The following is a 21,977-nucleotide window of genomic DNA, read 5'->3' as shown; positions in this document are numbered from 1 at the left end:
AATTATTATGATGCGTACACACTACTGCGGTCACTTGAACCGCGAACATATTGGACAAACCGTGACCCTGTGTGGCTGGGCTCACCGTCGTCGTGACCATGGGGGGGTGATTTTTATTGACTTGCGCGACCGCGAAGGTTTGGCGCAAATCGTCATCGACCCGGACACTAAAGACGCTTTTGCCATTGCCGAAACGGTACGTAACGAGTTTGTGTTGCGCGTGGTCTGTAAAGTGCGTGCCCGTCCAGAAGGCACAGTGAACCCAAACTTGCCGACTGGCGAAGTGGAAATGCTGGCGACCGAAATCGAAGTGCTGAACGCTTCCTTGACGCCACCTTTCATGCTGGATGACGATAATCTGACCGAGACCGTCCGTCTGGAGCATCGTTATATTGACCTGCGTCGCCCAGCCATGCAGAAAAATCTCATGTTGCGTTACAAGGTCGCAAAAAACTTGCGTGACTACCTGGACGAAAACGGCTTTATTGAGGTGGAAACACCGATGCTGACCCGCTCAACGCCTGAAGGCGCGCGCGATTACCTGGTGCCATCCCGTGTGCACCACGGGATGTTTTTTGCCTTGCCACAATCACCGCAGTTGTTCAAACAATTGCTGATGGTGTCTGGCTTTGACCGCTATTTCCAGATTACCAAGTGCTTCCGTGACGAAGACTTGCGTGCGGACCGCCAGCCAGAATTTACCCAGGTGGATATCGAGACTTCGTTCCTGGAAGAAAATGACATCATGGATATCGTCGAAGAGATGATCCGCCAGATGCTGAAAAAAGTGCAAAACGTCGACTTGCCAGCCAAGTTCCCACGCATGCCGTTCTCCGAAGCGATGAATAAATATGGTTCGGACAAGCCTGATATGCGCGTGACCCTGGAAATCACCGAGCTCAGCGATGTGATGAAAGATGTGGATTTCAAAGTGTTTGCTAGTGCTGCCAATATGGCCGGTGGCCGCGTGGCTGCGATCCGCGTACCGAACGGCGCCGCCATCAGTCGTTCAGAAATTGATGCGTATACCGAGTTCGTCAAGATTTACGGTGCCAAAGGTCTGGCTTATATCAAAGTCAACGACATCACCAAACTGAACGAAGAAGGCCTGCAAAGCCCGATCGTGAAAAACATTCACGTCAATGCGCTGCAAGCAATCATTGAACGTACCGGTGCGCAAAACGGCGATATCGTCTTTTTTGGCGCCGACAAGGCCAAGATCGTGAACGAAGCATTGGGGGCTTTGCGTACCAAGGTTGGCCATGAAAAAGGCCATGTGGATGGTCGCCAGTGGGCGCCTTTGTGGGTGGTGGATTTTCCAATGTTTGAGCATGACGAAGAAGCGGATCGCTGGGTCGCCTTGCATCACCCGTTCACTTCACCAAAAGATGGCCATGAAGATTTGCTGGTCAGCAATCCAGGCGCTTGCTTGTCCAAAGCCTATGACATGGTGCTCAATGGCTGGGAAGTGGGTGGCGGTTCCGTGCGTATCCACAAACAGGACGTACAATCCAAAGTCTTTGATGCATTGAAAATCAGCAAAGAAGAGGCGCAAGAGAAGTTTGGCTTCTTGCTGGATGCGTTGCAATACGGTGCGCCGCCGCATGGTGGCTTGGCGTTTGGCTTGGACCGCTTGGTCACGCTGATGACCGGGGCTGAGTCTATCCGTGACGTGATTGCCTTCCCGAAAACGCAGCGTGCACAATGTCTGATGACCAATGCGCCAAATGAGGTTGACGAGAAACAACTGCGTGAATTGCATATCCGCGTCCGCCAGCAAAATGTTGCCGGGAGCTAATATGCGGGCGGCTTGCCACGAAATTGTTGCAGGCTACTTGCCCTGATTAACGCGCCCGTCTGGGCGCGTTTTTTATTGGATGATCAAACAATGTTGTCACTGATACGCACGATTCCTGATTACCCGAAACCTGGCATTCAATTCCGCGATATCACGCCTTTGTTGCAGGATAAGCAAGGGTTTGCTTCTATATTGGATGCATTGTCAGCACATTGCTGCAAACAGGCCGTAGATAAAGTGGTTGCCGTAGAGGCACGCGGTTTTATTATTGGCGCAGCTCTGGCTGCCCGTCTGGGTGCAGGCTTTGTGCCGGTGCGTAAACCAGGCAAATTGCCAGCGCAGACCATCAAGCAGTCTTACAGCCTTGAATATGGCACCGACACGCTGGAACTCCATGCCGATGCGATTCTGGCGAATGAGCGAATTTTGCTGGTGGATGATCTGATCGCCACCGGTGGCACCGCACTAGCCGCGGTCGCGTTGATCCGGCAACTCGGCGGGGTAGTCACGCAGGCCGCTTTTATCATTGATCTGCCCGATTTGGGCGGGATGCAACATTTGACCAATGCAGGCGTCCAAGGCTTTGCCTTGTATCAATTTGAGGGCGATTAATTTTTGTACTATAGTGGCCGACTTGCACGCCATTTAACACGCGGGATCTCATACAGGATTACTATGCCACTGACCGAAATCAATCATGTCAATTTTCGCTCTGACCGCGAAACGATGCACAAACTGCGCGATTTTTATTGCGAGGTGCTTGGGCTGACCGTCGGCAAGCGCGTAGCAAGCACCACTTATGGGTATTGGCTGTATATTGGGGATAACGATGTGATCCACCTGGCCGAGTACAAAACGGCCGAAGCCCCGCAGCTGCATGTACATGGGACCTACGATCACGTATCGTTTACCTGCACAGACATGCCCGCTATGGAGGCACATTTGCAGACGCATGGCATTACCTACACCACGCGTATCCTGGCCAATGGTGTTCGCCAGATCAATTTGCGCGACCCGGCTGGCAATGGTGTTGAACTCAACTTTGAAGAATACCGTGACGCGACGTATGTCATGCGTCCATCTGGGGATCCGAGCAAAATGTGACTGGCAATGTGATGCGTATCACATATTGTCTTTGCCAAAGCATAAGAAAATCCGTTTCATGCAATCTAAGATTAAAAAATGGAAGATGGGGAAACGTATGCAAAAAACATGGGTGATGGCAGTAGGATTGTTGGCTTTTTGTACGGCTAGCCTGGTTCAGGCTGAGGCTGATCCAAAATTATGGCCGGTGGTGAAAGAGGCTTTTTTCCCCAAGCGGGAGATTCAAGAAGTGGATTTTCTAAAAGTGGAAGGGCCGCGCCGTGCCGAAAGTGGTGCACAGGTACCTGTCACTTTCATTTACGATAAAGCCGCTGCCAATGGCATCCAGTTAAAAAAACTCTATGTGATCGTCGATGCCAATCCTATCCAGTTGGCATCAACCTATCATTTAACCGATAGCTTGAATGGGTTTCAGATGGCGACCCGTATTCGCCAGGAAACCGATTCTTATGTGCGTCTGATTGGCGAAACTGCAGATGGCAAGTTGTATATGGGTAAACGCGAGATTCGTGCCGCAGGCGGCTGCGGTGGCACCGTCGATAATAATGAATCCGAAGTACGTGCCGCGGCTGGCAAGATCAAAATGAGTGTGGATGCGCCAAAATTTGGTGAGCCTGCCACGGCAACGTTCAACATCAAGCATGTGATGCGGACTGGCCTGCAACGTGACCTGGTTTCACAAGGCTATGTGCCGGCGTTTTATATCAACAAAACCACGTTTAGCTACAATGGCAAAGAGTTGATGACTGTCGATGTTGGCGTCGGTACCAGTGAAGATCCTTACATGAAATTCAGTTTTATTCCAGATGCGCCTGGCAAGCTCGAAGTGGTGGCGACGGATAACGAAGGCAAGACGTTTACGCAAAGCGTGGATGTCCATAGTTAAACGTTGCGCAGATGAAAAAGGTCTCTTAGGAGGCCTTTTTTATTTGCAGGGCTTTTTATTTGTGTGGCACGGGTATGTGCAAAATATTGGCTGCTTGGCCTGATGACCGTGGATGCTAAAATAACACTATTTGGAGAAAGGGTAAGCATGAAAAGTTTTCGTAAAGAGCTGTGGTTTAACATTCCGGCGCGTATGGACTTCAAAAACATCACCACCGATGTGGTTGCGTGCGTACGTGAAAGTGGTGTGAAAGAGGGCCTGGTACTGATTAATGCCATGCATATTTCGGCCAGTGTTTTTATCAATGATGACGAGCGTGGCCTGCATCATGACTATAAGGTCTGGCTGGAAAAGCTGGCGCCACACGAGCCAGTGAGTGGTTATCGCCATAATGATACTGGTGAAGATAATGCCGATGCGCATATCAAGCGCCAGATCATGGGGCGTGAAGTGATGGTTGCCATTACTGAAGGCAAGCTGGATTTCGGTCCGTGGGAACAGATTTTTTACGGCGAGTTTGATGGCCGCCGTAACAAACGGGTGCTGGTGAAAATCATTGGTGAATAATCGCTTTCGCTGCAAGTGTTTGAGCGGTGATGTATTTTTTTATGGAATAAATTGAAATGAAATCCCCTGAATTGTTAGCGCCCGCCGGTGATCTTGACCGTATGCGGACGGCATTTGATTATGGCGCAGATGCGGTGTATGCCGGGCAGCCTCGCTATAGCTTGCGTGTGCGTGAAAATGACTTTTCGATGCAGAATCTGGCGATTGGCATTCAGGAGGCGCATGCGCGCGGCAAAAAGTTTTTTGTCGCCAGCAATATTTCCCCGCATAACGCCAAAGTCAAAACCTATATGCGCGATATGGCGCCGGTGATTGACATGCAGCCCGATGCCCTGATTATGGCCGACCCTGGCCTGATTATGATGGTGCGCGAGCAATGGCCGGACATGCCTATCCATTTGTCGGTACAGGCCAATGCGGTCAATTACGCCTCGGTCAAATTCTGGCAGCGCATGGGGCTGACGCGCGTGATTTTGTCACGCGAGTTGTCGCTGGATGAGATCGCCGAAATCCGCCAGGAATGCCCGGATATGGAGTTGGAAGTGTTTATTCACGGCGCATTGTGTATCGCTTATTCTGGCCGTTGCCTGCTCTCCGGGTATTTCAATTCGCGTGACCCAAATCAGGGGACCTGTACCAATAGTTGCCGCTGGGATTACAAAGTGCATGACGCCCAACCTGACGCTGCAGGCGTGATCCGGTTGAAAGAGTTTGATTTTCAGGCTGAACTGGAGCAGTCCAATCTGTCTTCCTGTGGTTCCTTGCCGCGCCATCCCGCTGCTGATCAGGTGTACCTGATCGAGGAAAAAGGCCGTCCAGGTGAATTGTTGCCGATCATGGAAGATGAACACGGCACCTATATCATGAACAGCAAGGACTTGCGCGCGATTGAACACGTGGAGAAGCTGATCGCGTTAGGCGTAGACTCGCTGAAAATAGAAGGTCGCACCAAGTCACGCTATTACGTGGCGCGCACTAGCCAGAATTACCGTCAGGCGATTGATGATGCCGTAGCCGGGCGTCCGTTTGATTGGCGCTTGTTGGGTGAGCTGGAAAACCTGGCTAACCGTGGCTATACCGATGGTTTCTACCAGCGCCACCATACCGCTGAACACCAGAATTACGTCCAAGGGCACTCGAGTGCCAATCGCAGCCAGTATGTCGGCGATGTGGTGGCCTATGATGCTGCACAGGGCTTGGCTTCCATTCAGGCACGTAACAAGTTTGCCGTTGGCGACAAGTTGCAACTGATACACCCCAGTGGCAACCGTGATATTGTGGTGGAACAATTATTTGATAAGCGGGGCGAACGCGTGCAGCAAGCGGCTGGCAGCGGGCATTTTGTCAAATTGCCGATTGCAGCCACCAGTCTTGAGAATGCAATGGTCGCCAAGTATTTGTAAGGCTAGGTTTGGCTAGACTAGGCCAGGCAGCGATCAAAGGGGAGCGCGCTCCCCTTTTTTATTGCATGCTTAAAACGATCAGCTATGAATATAACTTTCGAGTTGTTTGATCAACTCTTGCTGGTAATGAATGGTTTCTTTCAGGATGTCACCAATCGACAGCATTCCCAGCATTTTGCCATGATCAACCACGGGGAGGTGGCGAATGCGTTTTTCCAGCATGGTATTCATGGCGGACTCCACCAGGTCGGTTGGTTTGCCGGTAATGACTTTTTCCGTCATCACTTCACTGATGTGTGTGGTTTTGGATGAGCGGCCTTTGAGGATAATCTCACGGGCGTAATCGCGCTCCGAGAAAATCCCGACCAATTCACCATCCTTGATCACGGCCAGTGCACCAATCTGGTATTCCGCCAGAATCACCAGTGCGTCATACACGGGGCGGTTAGGCGCAATACTAATGATGCCTTGATGTGTTTTATGAGAGAGTACTTGCTGAAGCGTCTTCATTACTTCCTCCTTTCATAGGGCACGAATCACTAATATACACCCATGTGCCGACAAGCAAAACCTTAGATTTTTGTTGACATAATTAGCCAGCTAACTATAATGTGGCTAATTATGTTACAGCTTAGAGACCTTCCAACGCCAGAAGTCCTGCAGCGGTTCGCCCAGCGCTATCCGGCTGCGGATGTGACGGCTATTGCCAGTTTTTTGATGTTGTTGCGCGTGGCAACCGATTTGTCGGTCGCGCTGGATGCTTGCCTTAGCAAGCATGACTTGTTGCAAGGGCGCTGGTGGGTGTTGATATTACTCATGCGCGAAACCGACCTGACTTCAACTCCCTCGGTGCTGGCTGAAAAATTGGGTGTTAGCCGCGCCACCATGACAGGCTTGCTGGATGGGCTGGAGCAGGGTGGATTGGTACAGCGCATTTTGGTGCCAGAGGACAGGCGTAGCGTCAAAGTGCGTTTAACCGAAGCTGGGCAAGCCAGGCTGGATGCGGTGATGCCAGATTATTACACCCGGCTACGACAGTGTATGCAGGGGCTAAGCGAGCAGCAGCGCAACGATTTGCAAATGATTTTAGGCGTGATAGACCAAGGAATCTCTGCCTGGGATTTTAAACAGTAAGGTGTATTTTATTCAGGAGTTTTGTATGACCAATGTTGATCACTTCATCGCGTTAAACCAACAGTTTGATGCTGCATTTAACAGCAAGAATCCACAAGCGATTGCTGCCTTATATGCCGAGCAGGCAATCGTAATGCCAGCACCAGCTGGCCAAGTGGTGAAGGGCCGCCAGGCGGTGGCAGATTTTTTTGCTGGCTTGATTCAGGCAGGGGTGGTTGAGCATGCTTTGAGTATGAAAGAGGCGGTGGTCAGTGACACGCTGGTTACCCAGACCGGGCATTGGGCTGCGGCCATGATGGGGGAAGATGGGGTCAAGCAACAGTTTGGGGGCAATGTACAGGTGGTGTTTCAAAAGCAACCCGATGGCCAGTGGTTGGCAGTGACCCATATCTGGAATTAAAGCAGCGGAATAAATCATGGATCAATTGCTTAAGCAGCGGTCACAGGCACTGACAGCACTCCTCGTGTTGACGATCATCTGGGGGTATAACTGGGTGGTGATGAAGAGTGCGTTGCAATATGCAGGGCCGTTCCAGTTTGCAGCCATGCGTACTTTTTTTGGCGCATTGGTATTGTTCCTGGTGTTATATGTTACGCGCAGACCCATGGGGTTGACCGAGTTTCCAACCATGTTGCTGCTGGGGATATTGCAAAATGTGGGATTTACCGGTGTGCTCATGTGGGCGTTGGTGCAAGGCGGCGCCGGCAAGACGGCTGTCCTGACTTATACCATGCCTTTCTGGACCTTGTTATTTGCCTGGCCCATGCTCGGCGAGCGCATACACGGTTGGCAATGGCTGGCAGTGATTTCTGCGGTGTTGGGCATGCTGTTTATTTTTGATCCCTTACATCTGCGTGCAGACAGTTTTAGCATGCTGTTGGCGGTGTTATCTGGCGTGTCGTGGGCGGTGTCTGCGATTATGACCAAGCAGCTGCATAGACGTCATCCAACGCTGGACCTGATCAACCTGACGGCTTGGCCCATGCTCCTGGGTTCTTTACCCATGGTGCTGATTGCTTACCTGGTGCCCGCCCCGCCTATGCAATGGTCGGGTTATCTGATCGGGGCAGTATTGTTTAATGTGGTTTTGTGCGGAGCCTTGGCCTGGTTGTTATGGTTGTTTGCCTTGCAACGGCTACCGGCCGGGGTGGCCAGTATGGCCTCCATGTTGGCCCCCGTCATTGGGGTGATTGCGGCGTGGATACAACTCAATGAAGTGCCGGATGGCATGGAAATGACGGGGATGGCGCTGATACTGTTTTCGCTCAGTTTGATTTCTATTTTGATGATGCGGCCCGCGTATCACGGGATTCCACCTGCGGCCACCAATGTTTAAGTACAGCAGCAAGCCATTTTTCTGAGTTTTCTATCATGCCAGACCTGACCTCGTTGGGTCTGGCTTTTCCCTGCTCGCCTATCTTTGCGCCATCAAGCGGCCGCCAAGCCGGTCTGTGGCTGTGGTAAAATCCGCCAGTTAAACATTCAATCCCGTTGTTAAAAAATACAAGGAAGTAATATGGCTGGACATAGTAAATGGGCCAATATTCAACATCGTAAAGGCCGCCAGGATGCCAAGCGTGGCAAAATCTTCACCAAGCTGATTAAGGAGATTACCGTCTCTGCCCGCATGGGTGGTGGTGATACAGCGATGAACCCGCGTTTGCGCGCGGCGGTAGCGGCGGCCAAAGAAGAGAATATGCCTTCGGACAATATCACGCGTGCCATCAAAAAAGGCACCGGCGAGTTGGAAGGCGTCAACTACGAAGAGATTCGGTATGAAGGCTATGGCATCAATGGTGCAGCCATCATTATTGACTGCCTCACTGACAACCGGCAGCGGGCGGTGATGGACGTGCGCCACGCCTTAACCAAGCATGGGGGTAACCTGGGCACCGATGGCAGTGTGGCTTTTATGTTCAAGCATTGTGGCCAACTGGTGTTTGAGCCTGGTGTCTCTGAGGATGCGGTGATGGAAGCTGCTCTGGAAGCAGGCGCTGAAGACGTGATTACCGATGACGACGGCAGTATTGAAGTGATTACAGCCCCTGGCGATTTTGTCACGGTGAAAGAAGCGCTTGAGGCTGCGGGCCTGAAGGCGGTGATGGCGCAAGTGACCATGAAACCTTTGAATGAAGTGGTGTTCACTGGCGATGATGCGGTCAAAATGCAAAAAATCCTCGATATGCTAGAGGACTTGGATGACGTGCAGGAGGTCTATACTTCTGCTGTGATCGAAGATTAGCCGCTGAGATTTGCCATTGGTTCTACAGCTTATTTTTTAATGGCCTCACAGCGCATTTTAGGGATAGATCCCGGCCTCAGGATTACCGGTTTCGGTGTGATAGAGGCCATCGATGGCAAATTATCCTATGTAACCAGTGGCGTGATTAAAACTGCGTCAGCGAAAAAAACCGAAGAGGGCGAGTCCGAAAAAGAAGCGTTGCCAGAACGTCTGAAAGTGATTCTGGACGGCTTGTTCGAGGTGATTGCCACCTATCAACCGACACAAATGGCGATTGAGAAAGTGTTTGTCAACGTCAATCCGCAATCCACCCTGTTATTGGGCCAGGCACGCGGTGCTGCTATTTCGGCAGCGGTCATCCGCCAGTTACCCGTGGCCGAGTATACAGCGTTGCAAGTGAAGCAAGCCGTGGTCGGTAACGGGCATGCCCAAAAAGAGCAGGTGCAAGAAATGGTCAAGCGCCTGCTTAAATTGCCAGCTACACCCAGCCCAGATTCTGCAGATGCCTTGGCTTGCGCAATTTGTCATGCACATGGCGGTCAGGGCTTGGGGGCGATGGCTACGACCGGCTTCAGGGTTAGAAATGGAAGATTAATATGATTGCACGCTTGAACGGCCGCTTGCTGGAAAAGTCCCCGCCTTTAATCGTGGTCGACTGCAATGGCGTCGGCTATGAGGTCGAAGTGCCCATGAGCACTTTCTATAATTTGCCTGAGCTGGGGCAATCTGTGCAGATTTTGACGCATATGGTGGTGCGTGAAGATGCGCAGCTGCTGTATGGTTTTGGCAGTGAGCAAGAGAAAAATACGTTTAAGCAATTGCTGAAAGTGAACGGCATAGGCGCCAAATCGGCGCTGGCGATTTTGAGCGGTGTCAGTGTCAATGATTTAATGCTGGCGGTGAGCCAGCAAGAAGTGACCTTGCTGACACGCATCCCCGGCATCGGTAAAAAAACCGCCGAGCGCCTGTTGCTCGAGCTGAAAGACAAGTTTGTGGTGACAGGCTCGACTTCTGCGCAACCCTCTGTCAAAGCAGCGACCGATGATATCCTCAATGCACTGGTGGCACTGGGCTACCATGAGCGGGAAGCAGCTGCCGCGATCAAGTTACTGGAGCCTGGTGTGAGTGTGAGTGACGGTATCCGCCAGGCCCTCAAGTCTCTCGCCAAGTAGTCCGGCCAGACTGACTGCGAGTCTGTAATAGTCATACGCTGCATGGTATGATGGCAAAAATAATTGATTCAATCGCGGCATGAGGCCTTCATTGTTGAGTATCGCATTGCACTTCATCGCCCATCACCCATGATAGAAACCGACAGACTTGTTGCCCCCGCTACTGCCAGTGCTCAAGAAGAAGCGCTTGAGCGTGCCTTACGCCCCAAACATTTGGATGAGTATGTGGGCCAGGAGAAGGCGCGCGGTCAATTAGAGATTTTCATCAATGCCGCCCGTGGCCGGCAAGAGGCCTTGGATCACGTGCTGCTATTCGGCCCGCCTGGCTTGGGTAAAACCACGCTTGCCCATATTGTGGCTAAGGAGATGGGTGTCAACCTGCGGATGACCTCTGGCCCTGTGTTAGAGCGGGCTGGGGATTTGGCTGCATTGTTGACTAATCTTGAACCCAATGATGTCTTGTTTATTGATGAGATTCATCGTTTGAGTCCAGTGGTCGAAGAAATTTTATATCCAGCCATGGAAGATTACCGGCTGGATATCATGATCGGTGAAGGCCCGGCGGCACGCAGCGTACGGCTCGATTTGCCGCCATTTACGCTGGTGGGGGCAACGACGCGTGCGGGTATGTTGACCAATCCCTTGCGTGACCGGTTTGGGATTGTGGCGCGGCTGGAGTTTTACAGTCATGCGGAATTGTCCAAGATTGTCATGCGCTCAGCCAATTTGCTTGAGGTTGAGATGCAAGCGGCAGGGGCGCTGGAAATTGCCAGACGTTCGCGCGGCACCCCCCGAATTGCCAACCGTCTGCTGCGCCGGGTAAGAGATTATGCGCAAGTTAAATCGGATGGCGTTGTCACCGATACGATTGCGGATGCAGCATTGAAAATGCTGGACGTGGATCAGCAAGGGTTGGATGTGATGGACCGCAAGCTGTTGCAAGCGGTCGTTGAAAAATTTGGTGGCGGACCGGTTGGGCTGGATAACCTTGCGGCCGCCATTGGTGAAGAGCGCGACACCATAGAAGATGTACTGGAGCCATATTTGATCCAGCAGGGCTACCTGATGCGTACTCCGCGTGGGCGGGTTGCAACGCAGTTGACGTACCAGCATTTTGGCTTGAAAGCGCCTGTCAGCATGGTGTCAGCTGATTTATGGCAAGATGCCGGGCAATAAGATGGCCGAGTTTCCACTCAGGGTATATTACGAGGATACTGATGCGGGTGGTGTGGTGTATCACAGCCGCTACCTGAACTTTATGGAGCGTGCGCGCACCGAATGGTTGCGGGCAGCGGGCTTTGATCAAAGTGTCCTCAAGCAACAAGAACATGTGTTGTTTGTTGTTCACAGCATGCAGTTACAATTCAAAAAACCGGCCCGGCTGGATGACCAGTTACGGGTAGTTTCGCAGTTGCTCGAGATGGGGCGTGGCAGTTTTAGCTGCCAGCAGCAGATCATGCGTGATGAAACGATTTTAATTGAGGCACAGGTGAAAGTCGCCTGTGTTGATGCGGATTCATTTAAACCCACGGGTATTCCGGCCCGTATCAAAATTGCACTGGAGTCTTCATGAATGTAGCAAACGATATGTCGATTTTTACCCTGGTGAGCGGGGCAAGTCTGCCAGTTCAGCTGGTAATGCTGGTTTTGCTGCTGACCTCACTTGCTTCATGGTGGTATATCTTTATTAAAGTGTTTTCAATCAAGGCGGCTAACGAAAACGTTGATCAGTTTGAGGCGCAATTCTGGTCCGGTGGCGATTTGAATGAGCTTTATGAGCGTATTACGGCTGGCCGCAAGACACCTCAAGGCATGGCCAGCATTTTTCAGGCAGGGTTAAAAGAATTTGTCCGCTACAAGCAGCAAAAAGATGCAGAAGTCAGCGATGTGATGGAAGCCACCCGTCGTGCCATGCGTGCGGCGTATAACCGCGAGCTCGATTATCTCGATGCGCATTTGCCATTCTTGGCTTCGGTGGGGTCAGTCAGTCCTTATATTGGTCTGTTTGGCACCGTATGGGGCATCATGAATGCCTTCCGCGGCCTCTCTAATGTGGCGCAGGCGACGTTGAGCCAGGTTGCCCCTGGCATTGCCGAGGCGCTTGTGGCGACTGCTATCGGCTTATTTGCGGCGATTCCCGCGGTGATCGCCTATAACCGGTTTGCGGCGGGCGTAGACCGGTTATCTGTGCGTTACGAAAGCTTTATTGAAGAATTTACCAACATTTTGCAACGTAGAGCCTGATAGGAGCCGCGATGAGCAGAACGCGTAAACGTCGCATGATGAACCAGATTAACGTCGTCCCCTATATCGACGTCACGCTGGTATTGCTGGTGATTTTTATGGTGACCGCACCCATGACCAATCCTGGCATGGTGGAGTTGCCTAAAGTGGGGCAGGCGCTCAAGCAGAGTGGTGACCCGATTGTCATTACCGTGCAAAAAGAAGGCACTGTGCTGATGGAGGGTAAAGAGATGCAGCGAGACGATATGCTGGCCTTGATCCGACAACGCCTGTCGGAAACGCAAAAGCCGGTAGTGGTTTCCGCAGACAAAAACACGCCTTATGGTGAAGTGGTGTCTGTCATGGATCTGCTCAAGCAGGCACAAGTGAATCAAGTTGGTTTGCTGTTTCAGAATGAGAAATAACGGGCAGGTTGCTGAATCCCCATGAAAGTGACTTACTCCCCACAAGATCAAGCCATTCGCAAGCGTGCGGCAGTTCTCTCTGTGCTCATGCACGTGCTGCTGTTCATGGGGATGGTCTTCATGATTGACTGGAAGGCTGTGCATGTGAATCCCAGTGTGATGGAGGCGACTTTGTGGGATAGTCTGCCCAGTAAACAACCTGCCAAACCGGTGGCCAAGCCAGTAGAGCCGCCACCTCCTGAGCCTGAGCCAGAACCGACGCCACCACCAAAGCCGCCAGAGCCAGCGCCTAAGCCCGAACCCAAACCTGAGCCAGCGCCTCAGGTTAAGCAGGCGGAACAAGAAGCGGAAATTGCACTCAAAAAGCAAGAAGATGAGAAGAAACGCCAGCTAGAAGAAGAGAAAAAGAAAGAACTTGAGCAGAAAAAGCAGGAAGAAAAGCTGAAAAAAATACAGGAAGCTTTGCGTAAACAAGAGGAAGAGGACAAGCTCAAAAAAATTCAGGATGCGATGCGCCAACAAGAGTTGGACGCTCAGCAGGCAGCGGCGGCTGCCGCGGTTGATCCTTCAGTCCTGAGTTATTACATGGGCTTGATGAGCCGTAAAATCCGCAGCAATGTGAACCCGGGCTTGTGTCCGGTCTCTAACCCTGAGTTGCTGGTGGATATTCAGATGATGAATTCTGGGGATATTTCCGGCATGCCTAAGCTGGTGAGAGGTTCCGGGGATGCGATTTGTGATGACGCAGTCATCCGTGCCATTTTGGCTGCAAAACCCTTTGACTTGCCAGATGATCCGGCCGCACGCAGAAAAATGGTGGACCAGATTCGTTTGAAGCTGAAGCCACGTGGCTAAGCAAGCAATGACGATGAAGCGGCTTTTCGTTATAATTCAGATATATAAGCAAACCAGATGAATAATATTGTTACCATGAAAACACACACACGAGGTTTGATTCACGCTTTTACAACCACCATGGTTGCCGGGTTATTGGCATTATTGGCCGTGGTCCCCGCCCATGCAGCCCTGGAACTCGAGATTAGTGGTGGCAGTGCCATACAGATTCCAGTGGCGATTTTGCCGATGGCTGAAACGGATAATCCACAAGCGCAAAGTAAGCTGCATGAGATCATCAGCAACGATCTGCGCAGCAGTGGCATGTTCCGCATCATTAATACCAGTGGCATGCCTGCGTTGCCAACCAGTGCTTCACAGATCAAATATACAGACTGGACAGCCCTCAAGGCACAAGGCTTGAGCCTGGGTGAGGTGCAGTCGACTGGTAACGGTAATCTGAAAATCTCGGTGCAGGTAATGGATGTGTTGCGGCAGACGGCTTTGTTGCAACTGACTTATACGGTTTCTTCCAGCCAGTATCGTCATGTCGCACATATGATCGCTGACCAGATTTATGAAAAATTTACCGGTCAGCCTGGCGCCTTCGCTACCCGCATCGCCTATGTGACTAAGGTTGGTAAGCGCTTTACGCTGCAAATAGCAGACTACGATGGTTACAATGCGCAAACGTTGGTGTCTTCGAACGAGCCGATTATCTCTCCGGCCTGGTCGCCTGATGGAACCAAAATGGCTTATGTGTCTTTTGAGAAAAAGAAACCCATCGTATTTGTGCAGTCCTTGTACACGGGCGAGCGTAAAGTGGTGGCTAACTTTAAAGGCAATAACAGCGCGCCTGCGTGGTCGCCAGATGGCAGTAAATTGGCCGTGGTGTTGACCTACGGGGCCAATTCGCAGATTTATACCATTGCTGCCGATGGGTCTAATCTGCAACAAATCACCAAGAGTAGTGCGATTGATACTGAACCAGCGTTTTCGCCGGATGGCCAGTTCATTTATTTCAGCTCTGACCGTGGTGGCCGCCCACAAATTTACAAGGTGTCTGCTTCTGGAGGCTCGCCTTCACGGGTGACTTTTGAGGGCGGCTATAACGTAAGCCCACGCTTTTCACCCGATGGAAAATATTTAACCTACATTCGCAACGACGGTGGTTCTTTTAAAGTAGCCGTTCAGGAACTGGCAACTGGCAATGTCAAATTGCTGAGTAATGGCCCGCAAGATGAATCCCCCAGCTTTGCGCCTAACGCACGTACCATCATGTATGCCACCCGCGTTGGCGGAAAAGGGACGTTGGCAACGGTCACCGTCGACGGCTTGGTCAGACAGCGTCTGTCTGAGGCCGGTGGTGATATCCGTGAACCCGCCTGGGGGCCTGCACAAGCTTCAGCCAAGTAGCGGCTAACAGTCTCTGCTAGGTTAATTTTATTCAGTCAATCATTTTTAAGGAGAAAGTATGAAGAAGAGTATTTGGACAATTGCAGCACTTGCATTAGTGTTGACCGCTTGTAAAAGCACCCCGATGAACCCGGCCAAAGTGGAAGATTCCAGCGTGACTCGCCCAATGGCAAAACAAAATGGTAATGGTAGCGATGGTTCTGCAAGCACAGACAAAATCAACATCAAAACTGTTGATGTAGACACCAGCAAAGATGAGTTGAGTGCTGCTGAATTGGCCAAGCGTCAGGTATTCTTTGACTACGATAGCGATGCGATCCGTGAAGAGTACAAGAGCCTGGTTGCTAACCATGCAAAATACCTGGTGGCACATCCACAAACTAAAGTGGTACTGCAAGGTAACACCGATGAGCGTGGTACGCACGAATACAACCTGGCTTTGGGTCAGCGTCGTTCAGTGGCTGTAAAAAATGCCTTGAACGTATTGGGTGTGAGTGATAGCCAAATTGAAACAGTCAGCTACGGTGAAGAGCGTGCAAAACAAAACTGCGCGGATGATGCTTGCTTCCAGCAAGACCGCCGTGTAGACATCGTCTATGCAGGTCAGTAATTTGCGATACGCTGCATTATTGATGGCGCTTGGTTTGACGGTATCCATCGTCAGCCAGGCGGCTTTGTTCGATGATACGGAAGCCAGAAAACGTATTCTTGAGCTCGAAACCAAGCAGGGTGCTGATTATGATGCCCAGCAAAAAGCCATCACCGACCTGACACGCACCCAGCAATCACTGGACAGACGTGTGCAAAGTCTTGAAATGCTGATCAACGGCAAGGGCTTGCTGGACATGCAGAACCAGCTGGAGCAGATCCGCCAGGATGTAGCGCAGCTGAAAGGCGACCTTGAAGTGGTGACACATCAGCTTGAAGATATGCGTACCAAGCAGAATGCTTCTTACACCGATCTGGATACGCGTGTACGCAAGCTGGAAACCTTGGCGCAGTCTGTAACCAGTGGTCAAGGTTTGCCAGCCACTGGAACGGCTGGCAGCACAGGTGATGATAAAGCAGATATTTCCCAGCAAGAAACCAGTGCCTTTGCCGAGGCTGAGGCGCTGAACCAGGCTGGTAAGTATAAAGACGCTTTTAATGCTTATGATACTTTCCTGAAAACCTACTCTAACAGCAAGTTGGTGCCGGATGCCATGTATGGCATGGGGTATACGCAGTTTGCACTGAAGAGCTACAAATCCTCTGCGGCGACGCAGCAGAAATTTCTGGAAAGTTATGCTTCGCATCCTTTGGCGCCCAATGCCATGTTGAATTTGGCAAATAGCCAAATTCAGTTAGGGCAAATTCCGGCCGCCAAAAAGACGTTGAAGGACCTGATTGCGGCGTACCCATCGGCGGAAGTGACGCCCAGTGCTCAAAAGCGCCTGAAAGTGCTTGAAACCATCAAGTAGCAGTTTTTCGTTATAGCATTTCGCTTATTTCGGCGATAATAACGGGCAGATAGCAATATCTGCCCGTTTATTTTTAGTCTAGCCATGACCACACTCAAAATTTTCGAGATTTTTTACTCCCTGCAGGGCGAAAGCTCACGCGTCGGGCTGCCTACCATTTTTATCCGGCTAACCGGCTGTCCGTTACGTTGTGGTTATTGTGATACCGAATATGCGTTTAAAGGCGGTAGCAATATGACGCTGGATCAGATCATGCAGCAGATCGAAACGTATGATACGCGTTATATCTGCGTGACCGGCGGCGAGCCGTTGGCGCAAAAAGGCTGTATCGAATTGCTGACCAAGCTTGGTGATGCCGGTTACCACGTCTCGCTGGAAACCAGTGGTGCCATGGACATCGCCGAAGTCGATCAGCGTGTGAAAGTCGTGATGGACATTAAAACGCCTGGGTCTGGTGAAGTAGAGAAAAACCTCTGGGAAAACTTACCTTTGCTCAAAGCGGGTGATGAGGTGAAATGGGTGATTTGCAGCCGTGAAGATTATGACTGGGCGAAACAAATGTTGCAGACACGGCCATTTCCAGGACATTGTGATCAATTATTTTCGCCCAGTTTTCATCAGGTGAGTGGTGAAACTTTAGCCAGCTGGATTTTACAAGACCACCTTAAGGTGCGGATGCAGCTCCAGCTGCATAAAATTCTCTGGGGCGAGAAACAAGGAGTTTAAGTGTGGCAGCAGCAAAACCAAAAGCCGTGATTTTGTTATCCGGCGGCCTGGATTCAAGTACGGTATTAGCGATTGCAAAATCACAAGGGTATGATTGTTATTGCCTGAGTCTGGACTATCATCAACGTCACAATGTCGAATTGCTGGCGGCGCAACGCGTGGCTCACGCGCTGGGGGCGACTGAACATAAAACGGTCCAGCTTGATTTGTCACTGTTTGGCGGCTCAGCCCTCACTGATAATAGTATCGCCGTGCCGGAGCATGAGACACAGGGTATTCCTGTCACTTATGTGCCAGCCCGTAACACTATTATGCTTTCCCTGTCGTTGGCCTGGGCAGAGGTGTTGCAATCGCGGGATATTTTTATCGGTGTCAATGCGCTGGATTATTCTGGCTATCCAGATTGCCGTGGTGAGTATGTCAAAGCTTTCCAGCAAATGGCCAATCTTGCCACCAAGGCCGCGGTAGAGGGGCAAACCATTACCGTATATGCGCCCTTGATCGACATGACCAAGGCTGAAATTATCCGCACTGGCCATGCATTGGGTGTGGATTACGGTTTAACCGTGTCCTGTTATCAGGCTGATGATCATGGGGCTGCTTGTGGCGTCTGTGATTCCTGCCGCTTTCGCAAAGCGGGGTTTGCACAGGCTGGCGTACCTGATCCGACACCCTATAAACACACACAGCATGGTGCGTGAAAAAGACTTGCCACGGTTTTATAAAATCAAGTATAATCCGCGCCTTTCTGCAAAGAAATTCATTTTTAAGAGAACAAGATTATGGTCGTTATTCGTTTATCACGTGGTGGCTCCAAAAAGAACCCGTTTTACAGCGTTGTTGTGGCAGATTCCCGCAACCGTCGTGACGGTCGTTTTATCGAGCGCGTTGGTTTCTACAATCCATCTGCACGCGCTGGCGCTGAAGGCCTGCGTATCGATGAAGCACGTACCCAATACTGGGTTGAGAACGGTGCGCAACTGTCTGACACCGTAGCACGTCTGGTTAAATTCCACGCCAAAGGCGTTGAAGGTATGGCTGCTGCTAAAGCAAAAGAAGTTGCTAAAGCTGAAGCTGCCAAAGAGAAAGCTATTGCTGCTGCCGCTGCAGAAGCTGCTGCCAAGGTTAAAGCAGAAGCCGACGCTGCTGCTGCAGAAGCTGCCGCCGCTGAAGCGCCAGCTGCTGAGTAATTGTTTCAACGCCTGAATTCAGATGGCGTTTGAGAACATGGTTGTGATGGGGCGCATTGTCGCCCCATATGGCGTTTATGGCTGGGTGAAAGTTGTGCCTGACACGGAGTATCTGGATGGCCTGCTCGACTACGAGGCATGGTGGATAGGTAAAGCACCTCACTGGCGTGAAACCTCCGTAGAGCAAGCCAAAATCCATAACGATGTGTTGTTGGTCAAGCTGTCGGGCGTGAGTGACCGCAATGCGGCTTTTGCGCTCAAAGGTCAGCAGATTGCTGTGCCCCGTGAGGCATTGCCTGAGACAGAAGAAGGCGAGTATTACTGGTCTGATCTGGTCGGCTTGCATGTCAGCAATACTGAAGGTGTGGATTTCGGCAAGGTTACACAAGTATTTGAAACGGGTGCCAACGACGTGCTGGTCGTGCGTGAGTTACAGCCGACGCAAGTTAAAGGCAAGGATGGCAAATTACGCGAAGAGTACCGCGAGCGTTTGATTCCATTTACCAGCGAAGCTGTGCCAGAGGTGGATATTCAGGCTGGCACCGTGCTGGTGGACTGGGATGCCGATTTTTAAAAGAAAGCTGATCTCATGATGCAGATTGAAGTGATCAGTTTGTTTCCTGAGATGTTTGCAGCACTGACGGAATATGGCATTACCAGCCGCGCCAGACAGCGTGGTTTGTACCAGATAACTCTGACCAATCCGCGCCAGTATACGCAGGATGTACACCATACGGTTGATGACAGACCTTATGGCGGTGGCCCTGGCATGGTGATGCTGGCGGAACCACTGGCAAATGCCATTGGGGATGCAAAAGCGCGGTTACAGTCGCAAAACATCACGCCCAGAGTGATCCATTTGTCACCCCGAGGCAAACCGCTGACACACGAAAAAGTGTTGCAGCTCAAAGAATTAAAAGGAGTGGTGTTGTTAGCCAGTCGCTATGAAGGAGTAGACCAGCGAGTGCTGGATACCCTGGTGGATGAAGAAATCTCCATCGGCGATTATGTGTTAAGTGGTGGTGAGTTGCCTGCCATGGTGTTGCTGGATGCGATGATACGCCAGCTACCAGGTGCGCTAGGCGACGCTGATTCAGCGCAGGAAGATTCGTTCGTGAATGGCCTGCTTGATTATCCGCACTACACACGCCCGGAGGAATTTGCAGGATTGAAGGTGCCTGAGGTATTACTGTCAGGGCACCACCAAAAGATTAGACAATGGCGATTACAACAATCGCTGTTGCTAACAAGGGCTAAACGCCCGGATTTATTGGCTGAAAGGCCGTTGACGAAAGAAGAGGCTAGGCTACTTAAAGATAGCCAAGACCACTGAGTCAAGAACGAGCGTCATTGGATACAAGGCGCACGGCGCACAAACACCGGAATGTACATTCGGTACATGAGGATGTTGAGCACCGCGCAACGCAGTAGACGATACGCGCAGTTTGAATCAGTGGACTTGGGAGTAGGAACGAGTCACTTTACAATTAAAAGGAACCAGCATGGCAGACATTATCAAAATGTTAGAGCAAGAAGAAATTGCTCGCTTGAACAAAACTATCCCTAGCTTTGCGCCAGGTGACACTGTAATCGTAGGTGTAAACGTGGTTGAAGGTAACCGTAAACGTGTACAGGCTTACGAAGGCGTAGTGATCGCTAAACGTAACAAAGGTCTGAACTCATCCTTCATCGTACGTAAAATCTCTTCCGGTGAAGGCGTTGAGCGTACATTCCAGACTTACTCTCCACAAATTGCTTCCATCGAAGTGAAACGCCGTGGTGACGTTCGTCGTGCCAAGTTGTACTACTTGCGTGAGCGTTCAGGTAAATCTGCACGTATTAAAGAGAAATTGGTTGCCCGCGAAAAAGAAATCGCAGCAGACAACTCTTAATTCAAGCGTTGCACAAAAAAGCCCTTCAAATGAAGGGCTTTTTTATTGCCATGGACAGGCTGTAGAGAGTTGCAGCTTAGGCAGGATTACAGTTAAATAGCCGTATGAAAAGTCTTGATGATGCACTTGATGCTTTAATTTTGGCGCCATTTGGTTTTGTAGGGGTGCGCAGTGATGAGACGGGCGAAACACTTCAATTCCTGCTGCATGCTTTACCAGTGAAAGCCAGACCAAATCCGCGTGCACAAATTGTTGCTGACCAAGTCGCGGCGTATCTTGAAGATCCGTATATTGCTTGGCAACCCATACAATCCAGTCGTGGCACGCCATTTCAACAACGTGTCTGGCAAGCCATGCGTACCATCCCTGTCGGTGAAACCTGGACTTACACTCAGTTAGCCGCGGCAGTGGGATCTGGGCCACGTGCCGTCGCCAATGCCTGTGGCGCCAATCCCTTGCCCTTGTTTAATCCTTGCCACCGGGTGGTCGCCAGCAATGGCTTAGGCGGTTTTATGCAAGGCATCGACGGTGGGTTGGAAATTAAGCGCTGGTTACTGGCGCATGAGCAACGCAAAAAATAAAGCAGATGCGGCAAAAAAAGAATATCTCCACAGAGGCGGGCCATTTCCCGGAAATCGATACCTTCATCGACCAGCTCTGGCTGGAAGATGGGCTGTCACCGAATACATTGTCTAGCTATCGCAATGACCTCAAAGGATTTGCCCAGTGGTGTCACCAGCAGTCTTTGAGTTTATGGGAGGTACAGTCACACCACCTGCAGGAGTATCTTGCCCACCGCTTTCCCCTAGTTAAAGTGCGCAGTATTAACCGCTTGATTGCCACTTTGCGCCGTTTTTACCGTTACACGCTGGCTGCTAATCTGATCAAGCAAGATCCCACCCTGCATATTGAAGCACCGAAAATGCCAAAATCGCTGCCAAAAACGCTAAGTGAGTCGCAAGTGGAGGCATTATTGCAAGCGCCGAATGTGAATACGCCGCTCGGAATGCGTGACCGGGCGATGCTGGAGTTGCTCTATGCCAGTGGGCTGCGCGTATCGGAGTTGGTGAATGTGAGTATTGCTGAAATCAGCACACAGGATGGTGTGGTGCAGGTGACGGGCAAGGGCAGTAAAACCAGGCTGGTGCCTATGGGGCAGGAGGCTGCGGAGTGGATAGACCGTTACTTGGCAGGCGCCCGCGCAGAGATTTTAAAAGGTGGTTTGAGTGACTCGGTATTTGTCACCACGCGTGGCGATGCCATGACACGGCATGCGTTCTGGCACATTATCCAGCGCTATGCTTTGCAGGCGGGGATTTCGCAACATATCAGCCCGCATGTGTTGCGCCATGCGTTTGCCACGCATTTGCTCAATCATGGCGCGGATTTACGGGTGGTGCAGATGCTGTTAGGACATGCGGATATTTCTACGACGCAGATTTATACGCATGTGGCGAGGGAGCGGTTGCAGCAGTTGCATAAGGTGCATCATCCAAGGGGATGA

General features: G+C 51.1%; 29 protein-coding genes. 28 read left to right on the top strand and 1 reads right to left on the bottom strand.

Going from position 1 to position 21,977, the window contains the following annotated elements; genetic code table 11:
* Positions 1-7 precede the first annotated feature (7 nt).
* From aspS to yegQ, 6 genes are all read left to right on the top strand, one after another.
* Entirely contained in the window at positions 8-1,798 is a 1,791-nt protein-coding gene (gene aspS / locus ACIDF8_RS12470; protein ID WP_412010941.1) for an aspartate--tRNA ligase, read from the top strand.
* A gap of 90 nt (positions 1,799-1,888) precedes the next feature.
* The gene (locus tag ACIDF8_RS12465) at positions 1,889-2,410 is read left to right on the top strand and encodes an adenine phosphoribosyltransferase (protein WP_412010940.1); all 522 of its coding nucleotides are present in this window, start codon (positions 1,889-1,891) and stop codon (positions 2,408-2,410) included.
* Between the two features lie 63 nt (positions 2,411-2,473).
* Positions 2,474-2,902 carry a VOC family protein gene (locus ACIDF8_RS12460; protein WP_412010939.1) on the top strand — a complete coding sequence of 143 codons (429 nt, stop codon included), beginning with the start codon at positions 2,474-2,476 and terminating at the stop codon, positions 2,900-2,902.
* A gap of 97 nt (positions 2,903-2,999) precedes the next feature.
* Complete coding sequence (locus tag ACIDF8_RS12455; protein WP_412010938.1) at positions 3,000-3,788, top strand: quinoprotein dehydrogenase-associated SoxYZ-like carrier; 789 nt, start codon at positions 3,000-3,002, stop codon at positions 3,786-3,788.
* A 147-nt stretch (positions 3,789-3,935) separates the two neighbouring features.
* Positions 3,936-4,355, top strand: coding sequence for a secondary thiamine-phosphate synthase enzyme YjbQ (locus ACIDF8_RS12450; protein ID WP_412010937.1), 420 nt, complete (start codon positions 3,936-3,938; stop codon positions 4,353-4,355).
* A 56-nt stretch (positions 4,356-4,411) separates the two neighbouring features.
* Entirely contained in the window at positions 4,412-5,758 is a 1,347-nt protein-coding gene (yegQ, locus tag ACIDF8_RS12445; RefSeq protein ID WP_412010936.1) for a tRNA 5-hydroxyuridine modification protein YegQ, read from the top strand.
* Between the two features lie 78 nt (positions 5,759-5,836).
* Here yegQ and ACIDF8_RS12440 read toward each other — a convergent pair whose 3' ends face one another.
* Positions 5,837-6,268, bottom strand: coding sequence for a CBS domain-containing protein (locus ACIDF8_RS12440; RefSeq protein WP_412010935.1), 432 nt, complete (start codon positions 6,266-6,268; stop codon positions 5,837-5,839).
* Between the two features lie 111 nt (positions 6,269-6,379).
* Here ACIDF8_RS12440 and ACIDF8_RS12435 point away from each other — a divergent pair, with 111 nt between their 5' ends.
* The 22 genes from ACIDF8_RS12435 (at position 6,380) to xerD (ending at position 21,977) form a co-directional block, all read left to right on the top strand.
* Positions 6,380-6,892 (top strand): MarR family winged helix-turn-helix transcriptional regulator, encoded by a 513-nt coding sequence (locus ACIDF8_RS12435; protein ID WP_412010934.1) that lies wholly within the window; start codon positions 6,380-6,382, stop codon positions 6,890-6,892.
* A gap of 25 nt (positions 6,893-6,917) precedes the next feature.
* Entirely contained in the window at positions 6,918-7,292 is a 375-nt protein-coding gene (locus ACIDF8_RS12430; protein ID WP_412010933.1) for a YybH family protein, read from the top strand.
* 16 nt (positions 7,293-7,308) lie between these two features.
* Positions 7,309-8,229, top strand: a complete 921-nt coding sequence (locus tag ACIDF8_RS12425; protein ID WP_412010932.1) for a DMT family transporter — start codon at positions 7,309-7,311, stop codon at positions 8,227-8,229.
* 180 nt (positions 8,230-8,409) lie between these two features.
* Positions 8,410-9,135 carry a YebC/PmpR family DNA-binding transcriptional regulator gene (locus ACIDF8_RS12420; protein ID WP_412010931.1) on the top strand — a complete coding sequence of 242 codons (726 nt, stop codon included), beginning with the start codon at positions 8,410-8,412 and terminating at the stop codon, positions 9,133-9,135.
* 39 nt (positions 9,136-9,174) lie between these two features.
* Positions 9,175-9,735 (top strand): crossover junction endodeoxyribonuclease RuvC, encoded by a 561-nt coding sequence (gene ruvC, locus ACIDF8_RS12415; RefSeq protein WP_412010930.1) that lies wholly within the window; start codon positions 9,175-9,177, stop codon positions 9,733-9,735.
* Positions 9,732-10,307: a Holliday junction branch migration protein RuvA gene (ruvA, locus tag ACIDF8_RS12410; protein ID WP_412010929.1), complete on the top strand. Its 576-nt coding sequence runs from the start codon at positions 9,732-9,734 to the stop codon at positions 10,305-10,307. Before ruvC ends, ruvA begins: the two co-directional genes overlap by 4 nt.
* A gap of 129 nt (positions 10,308-10,436) precedes the next feature.
* Positions 10,437-11,483 (top strand): Holliday junction branch migration DNA helicase RuvB, encoded by a 1,047-nt coding sequence (ruvB, locus tag ACIDF8_RS12405; protein ID WP_412010928.1) that lies wholly within the window; start codon positions 10,437-10,439, stop codon positions 11,481-11,483.
* A gap of 1 nt (position 11,484) precedes the next feature.
* Positions 11,485-11,880, top strand: coding sequence for a tol-pal system-associated acyl-CoA thioesterase (gene ybgC / locus ACIDF8_RS12400; protein ID WP_412010927.1), 396 nt, complete (start codon positions 11,485-11,487; stop codon positions 11,878-11,880).
* The gene (tolQ, locus tag ACIDF8_RS12395; protein WP_412010926.1) at positions 11,877-12,551 is read left to right on the top strand and encodes a protein TolQ; all 675 of its coding nucleotides are present in this window, start codon (positions 11,877-11,879) and stop codon (positions 12,549-12,551) included. The genes ybgC and tolQ overlap by 4 nt, the downstream gene beginning before the upstream one ends.
* A gap of 11 nt (positions 12,552-12,562) precedes the next feature.
* Positions 12,563-12,955, top strand: coding sequence for a biopolymer transporter ExbD (locus ACIDF8_RS12390; protein ID WP_412010925.1), 393 nt, complete (start codon positions 12,563-12,565; stop codon positions 12,953-12,955).
* A gap of 21 nt (positions 12,956-12,976) precedes the next feature.
* The gene (tolA, locus tag ACIDF8_RS12385) at positions 12,977-13,810 is read left to right on the top strand and encodes a cell envelope integrity protein TolA (RefSeq protein ID WP_412010924.1); all 834 of its coding nucleotides are present in this window, start codon (positions 12,977-12,979) and stop codon (positions 13,808-13,810) included.
* 57 nt (positions 13,811-13,867) lie between these two features.
* Positions 13,868-15,205 carry a Tol-Pal system beta propeller repeat protein TolB gene (gene tolB, locus ACIDF8_RS12380; protein ID WP_412010923.1) on the top strand — a complete coding sequence of 446 codons (1,338 nt, stop codon included), beginning with the start codon at positions 13,868-13,870 and terminating at the stop codon, positions 15,203-15,205.
* A gap of 58 nt (positions 15,206-15,263) precedes the next feature.
* On the top strand, positions 15,264-15,815 hold the full coding sequence (gene pal, locus ACIDF8_RS12375; RefSeq protein WP_412010922.1) for a peptidoglycan-associated lipoprotein Pal: 552 nt from the start codon (positions 15,264-15,266) through the stop codon (positions 15,813-15,815).
* Complete coding sequence (locus ACIDF8_RS12370) at positions 15,802-16,665, top strand: YbgF trimerization domain-containing protein (RefSeq protein WP_412010921.1); 864 nt, start codon at positions 15,802-15,804, stop codon at positions 16,663-16,665. Before pal ends, ACIDF8_RS12370 begins: the two co-directional genes overlap by 14 nt.
* A gap of 84 nt (positions 16,666-16,749) precedes the next feature.
* Complete coding sequence (gene queE / locus ACIDF8_RS12365) at positions 16,750-17,391, top strand: 7-carboxy-7-deazaguanine synthase QueE (RefSeq protein ID WP_412010920.1); 642 nt, start codon at positions 16,750-16,752, stop codon at positions 17,389-17,391.
* Positions 17,392-17,393: 2 nt separating this feature from the next.
* A complete protein-coding gene (queC, locus tag ACIDF8_RS12360) occupies positions 17,394-18,092 on the top strand; it encodes a 7-cyano-7-deazaguanine synthase QueC (protein ID WP_412010919.1) in 699 nt (232 codons plus the stop codon).
* A gap of 81 nt (positions 18,093-18,173) precedes the next feature.
* Positions 18,174-18,581 carry a 30S ribosomal protein S16 gene (gene rpsP, locus ACIDF8_RS12355; protein ID WP_412010918.1) on the top strand — a complete coding sequence of 136 codons (408 nt, stop codon included), beginning with the start codon at positions 18,174-18,176 and terminating at the stop codon, positions 18,579-18,581.
* A 22-nt stretch (positions 18,582-18,603) separates the two neighbouring features.
* On the top strand, positions 18,604-19,155 hold the full coding sequence (gene rimM / locus ACIDF8_RS12350; RefSeq protein ID WP_412010917.1) for a ribosome maturation factor RimM: 552 nt from the start codon (positions 18,604-18,606) through the stop codon (positions 19,153-19,155).
* A gap of 18 nt (positions 19,156-19,173) precedes the next feature.
* On the top strand, positions 19,174-19,914 hold the full coding sequence (gene trmD / locus ACIDF8_RS12345; RefSeq protein ID WP_412011044.1) for a tRNA (guanosine(37)-N1)-methyltransferase TrmD: 741 nt from the start codon (positions 19,174-19,176) through the stop codon (positions 19,912-19,914).
* A gap of 169 nt (positions 19,915-20,083) precedes the next feature.
* Complete coding sequence (gene rplS, locus ACIDF8_RS12340; protein ID WP_412010916.1) at positions 20,084-20,473, top strand: 50S ribosomal protein L19; 390 nt, start codon at positions 20,084-20,086, stop codon at positions 20,471-20,473.
* A 104-nt stretch (positions 20,474-20,577) separates the two neighbouring features.
* Entirely contained in the window at positions 20,578-21,054 is a 477-nt protein-coding gene (locus ACIDF8_RS12335; RefSeq protein WP_412010915.1) for a methylated-DNA--[protein]-cysteine S-methyltransferase, read from the top strand.
* Between the two features lie 5 nt (positions 21,055-21,059).
* On the top strand, positions 21,060-21,977 hold the full coding sequence (gene xerD / locus ACIDF8_RS12330; RefSeq protein WP_412010914.1) for a site-specific tyrosine recombinase XerD: 918 nt from the start codon (positions 21,060-21,062) through the stop codon (positions 21,975-21,977).

The sequence above is a fragment of the Methylophilus sp. 3sh_L genome, from assembly GCF_046766015.1.
Taxonomy (GTDB): domain Bacteria; phylum Pseudomonadota; class Gammaproteobacteria; order Burkholderiales; family Methylophilaceae; genus Methylophilus.
The sequence above is the reverse complement of the archived record's forward strand: the minus strand, read 5'-3'. Positions and strand labels throughout refer to the sequence as shown.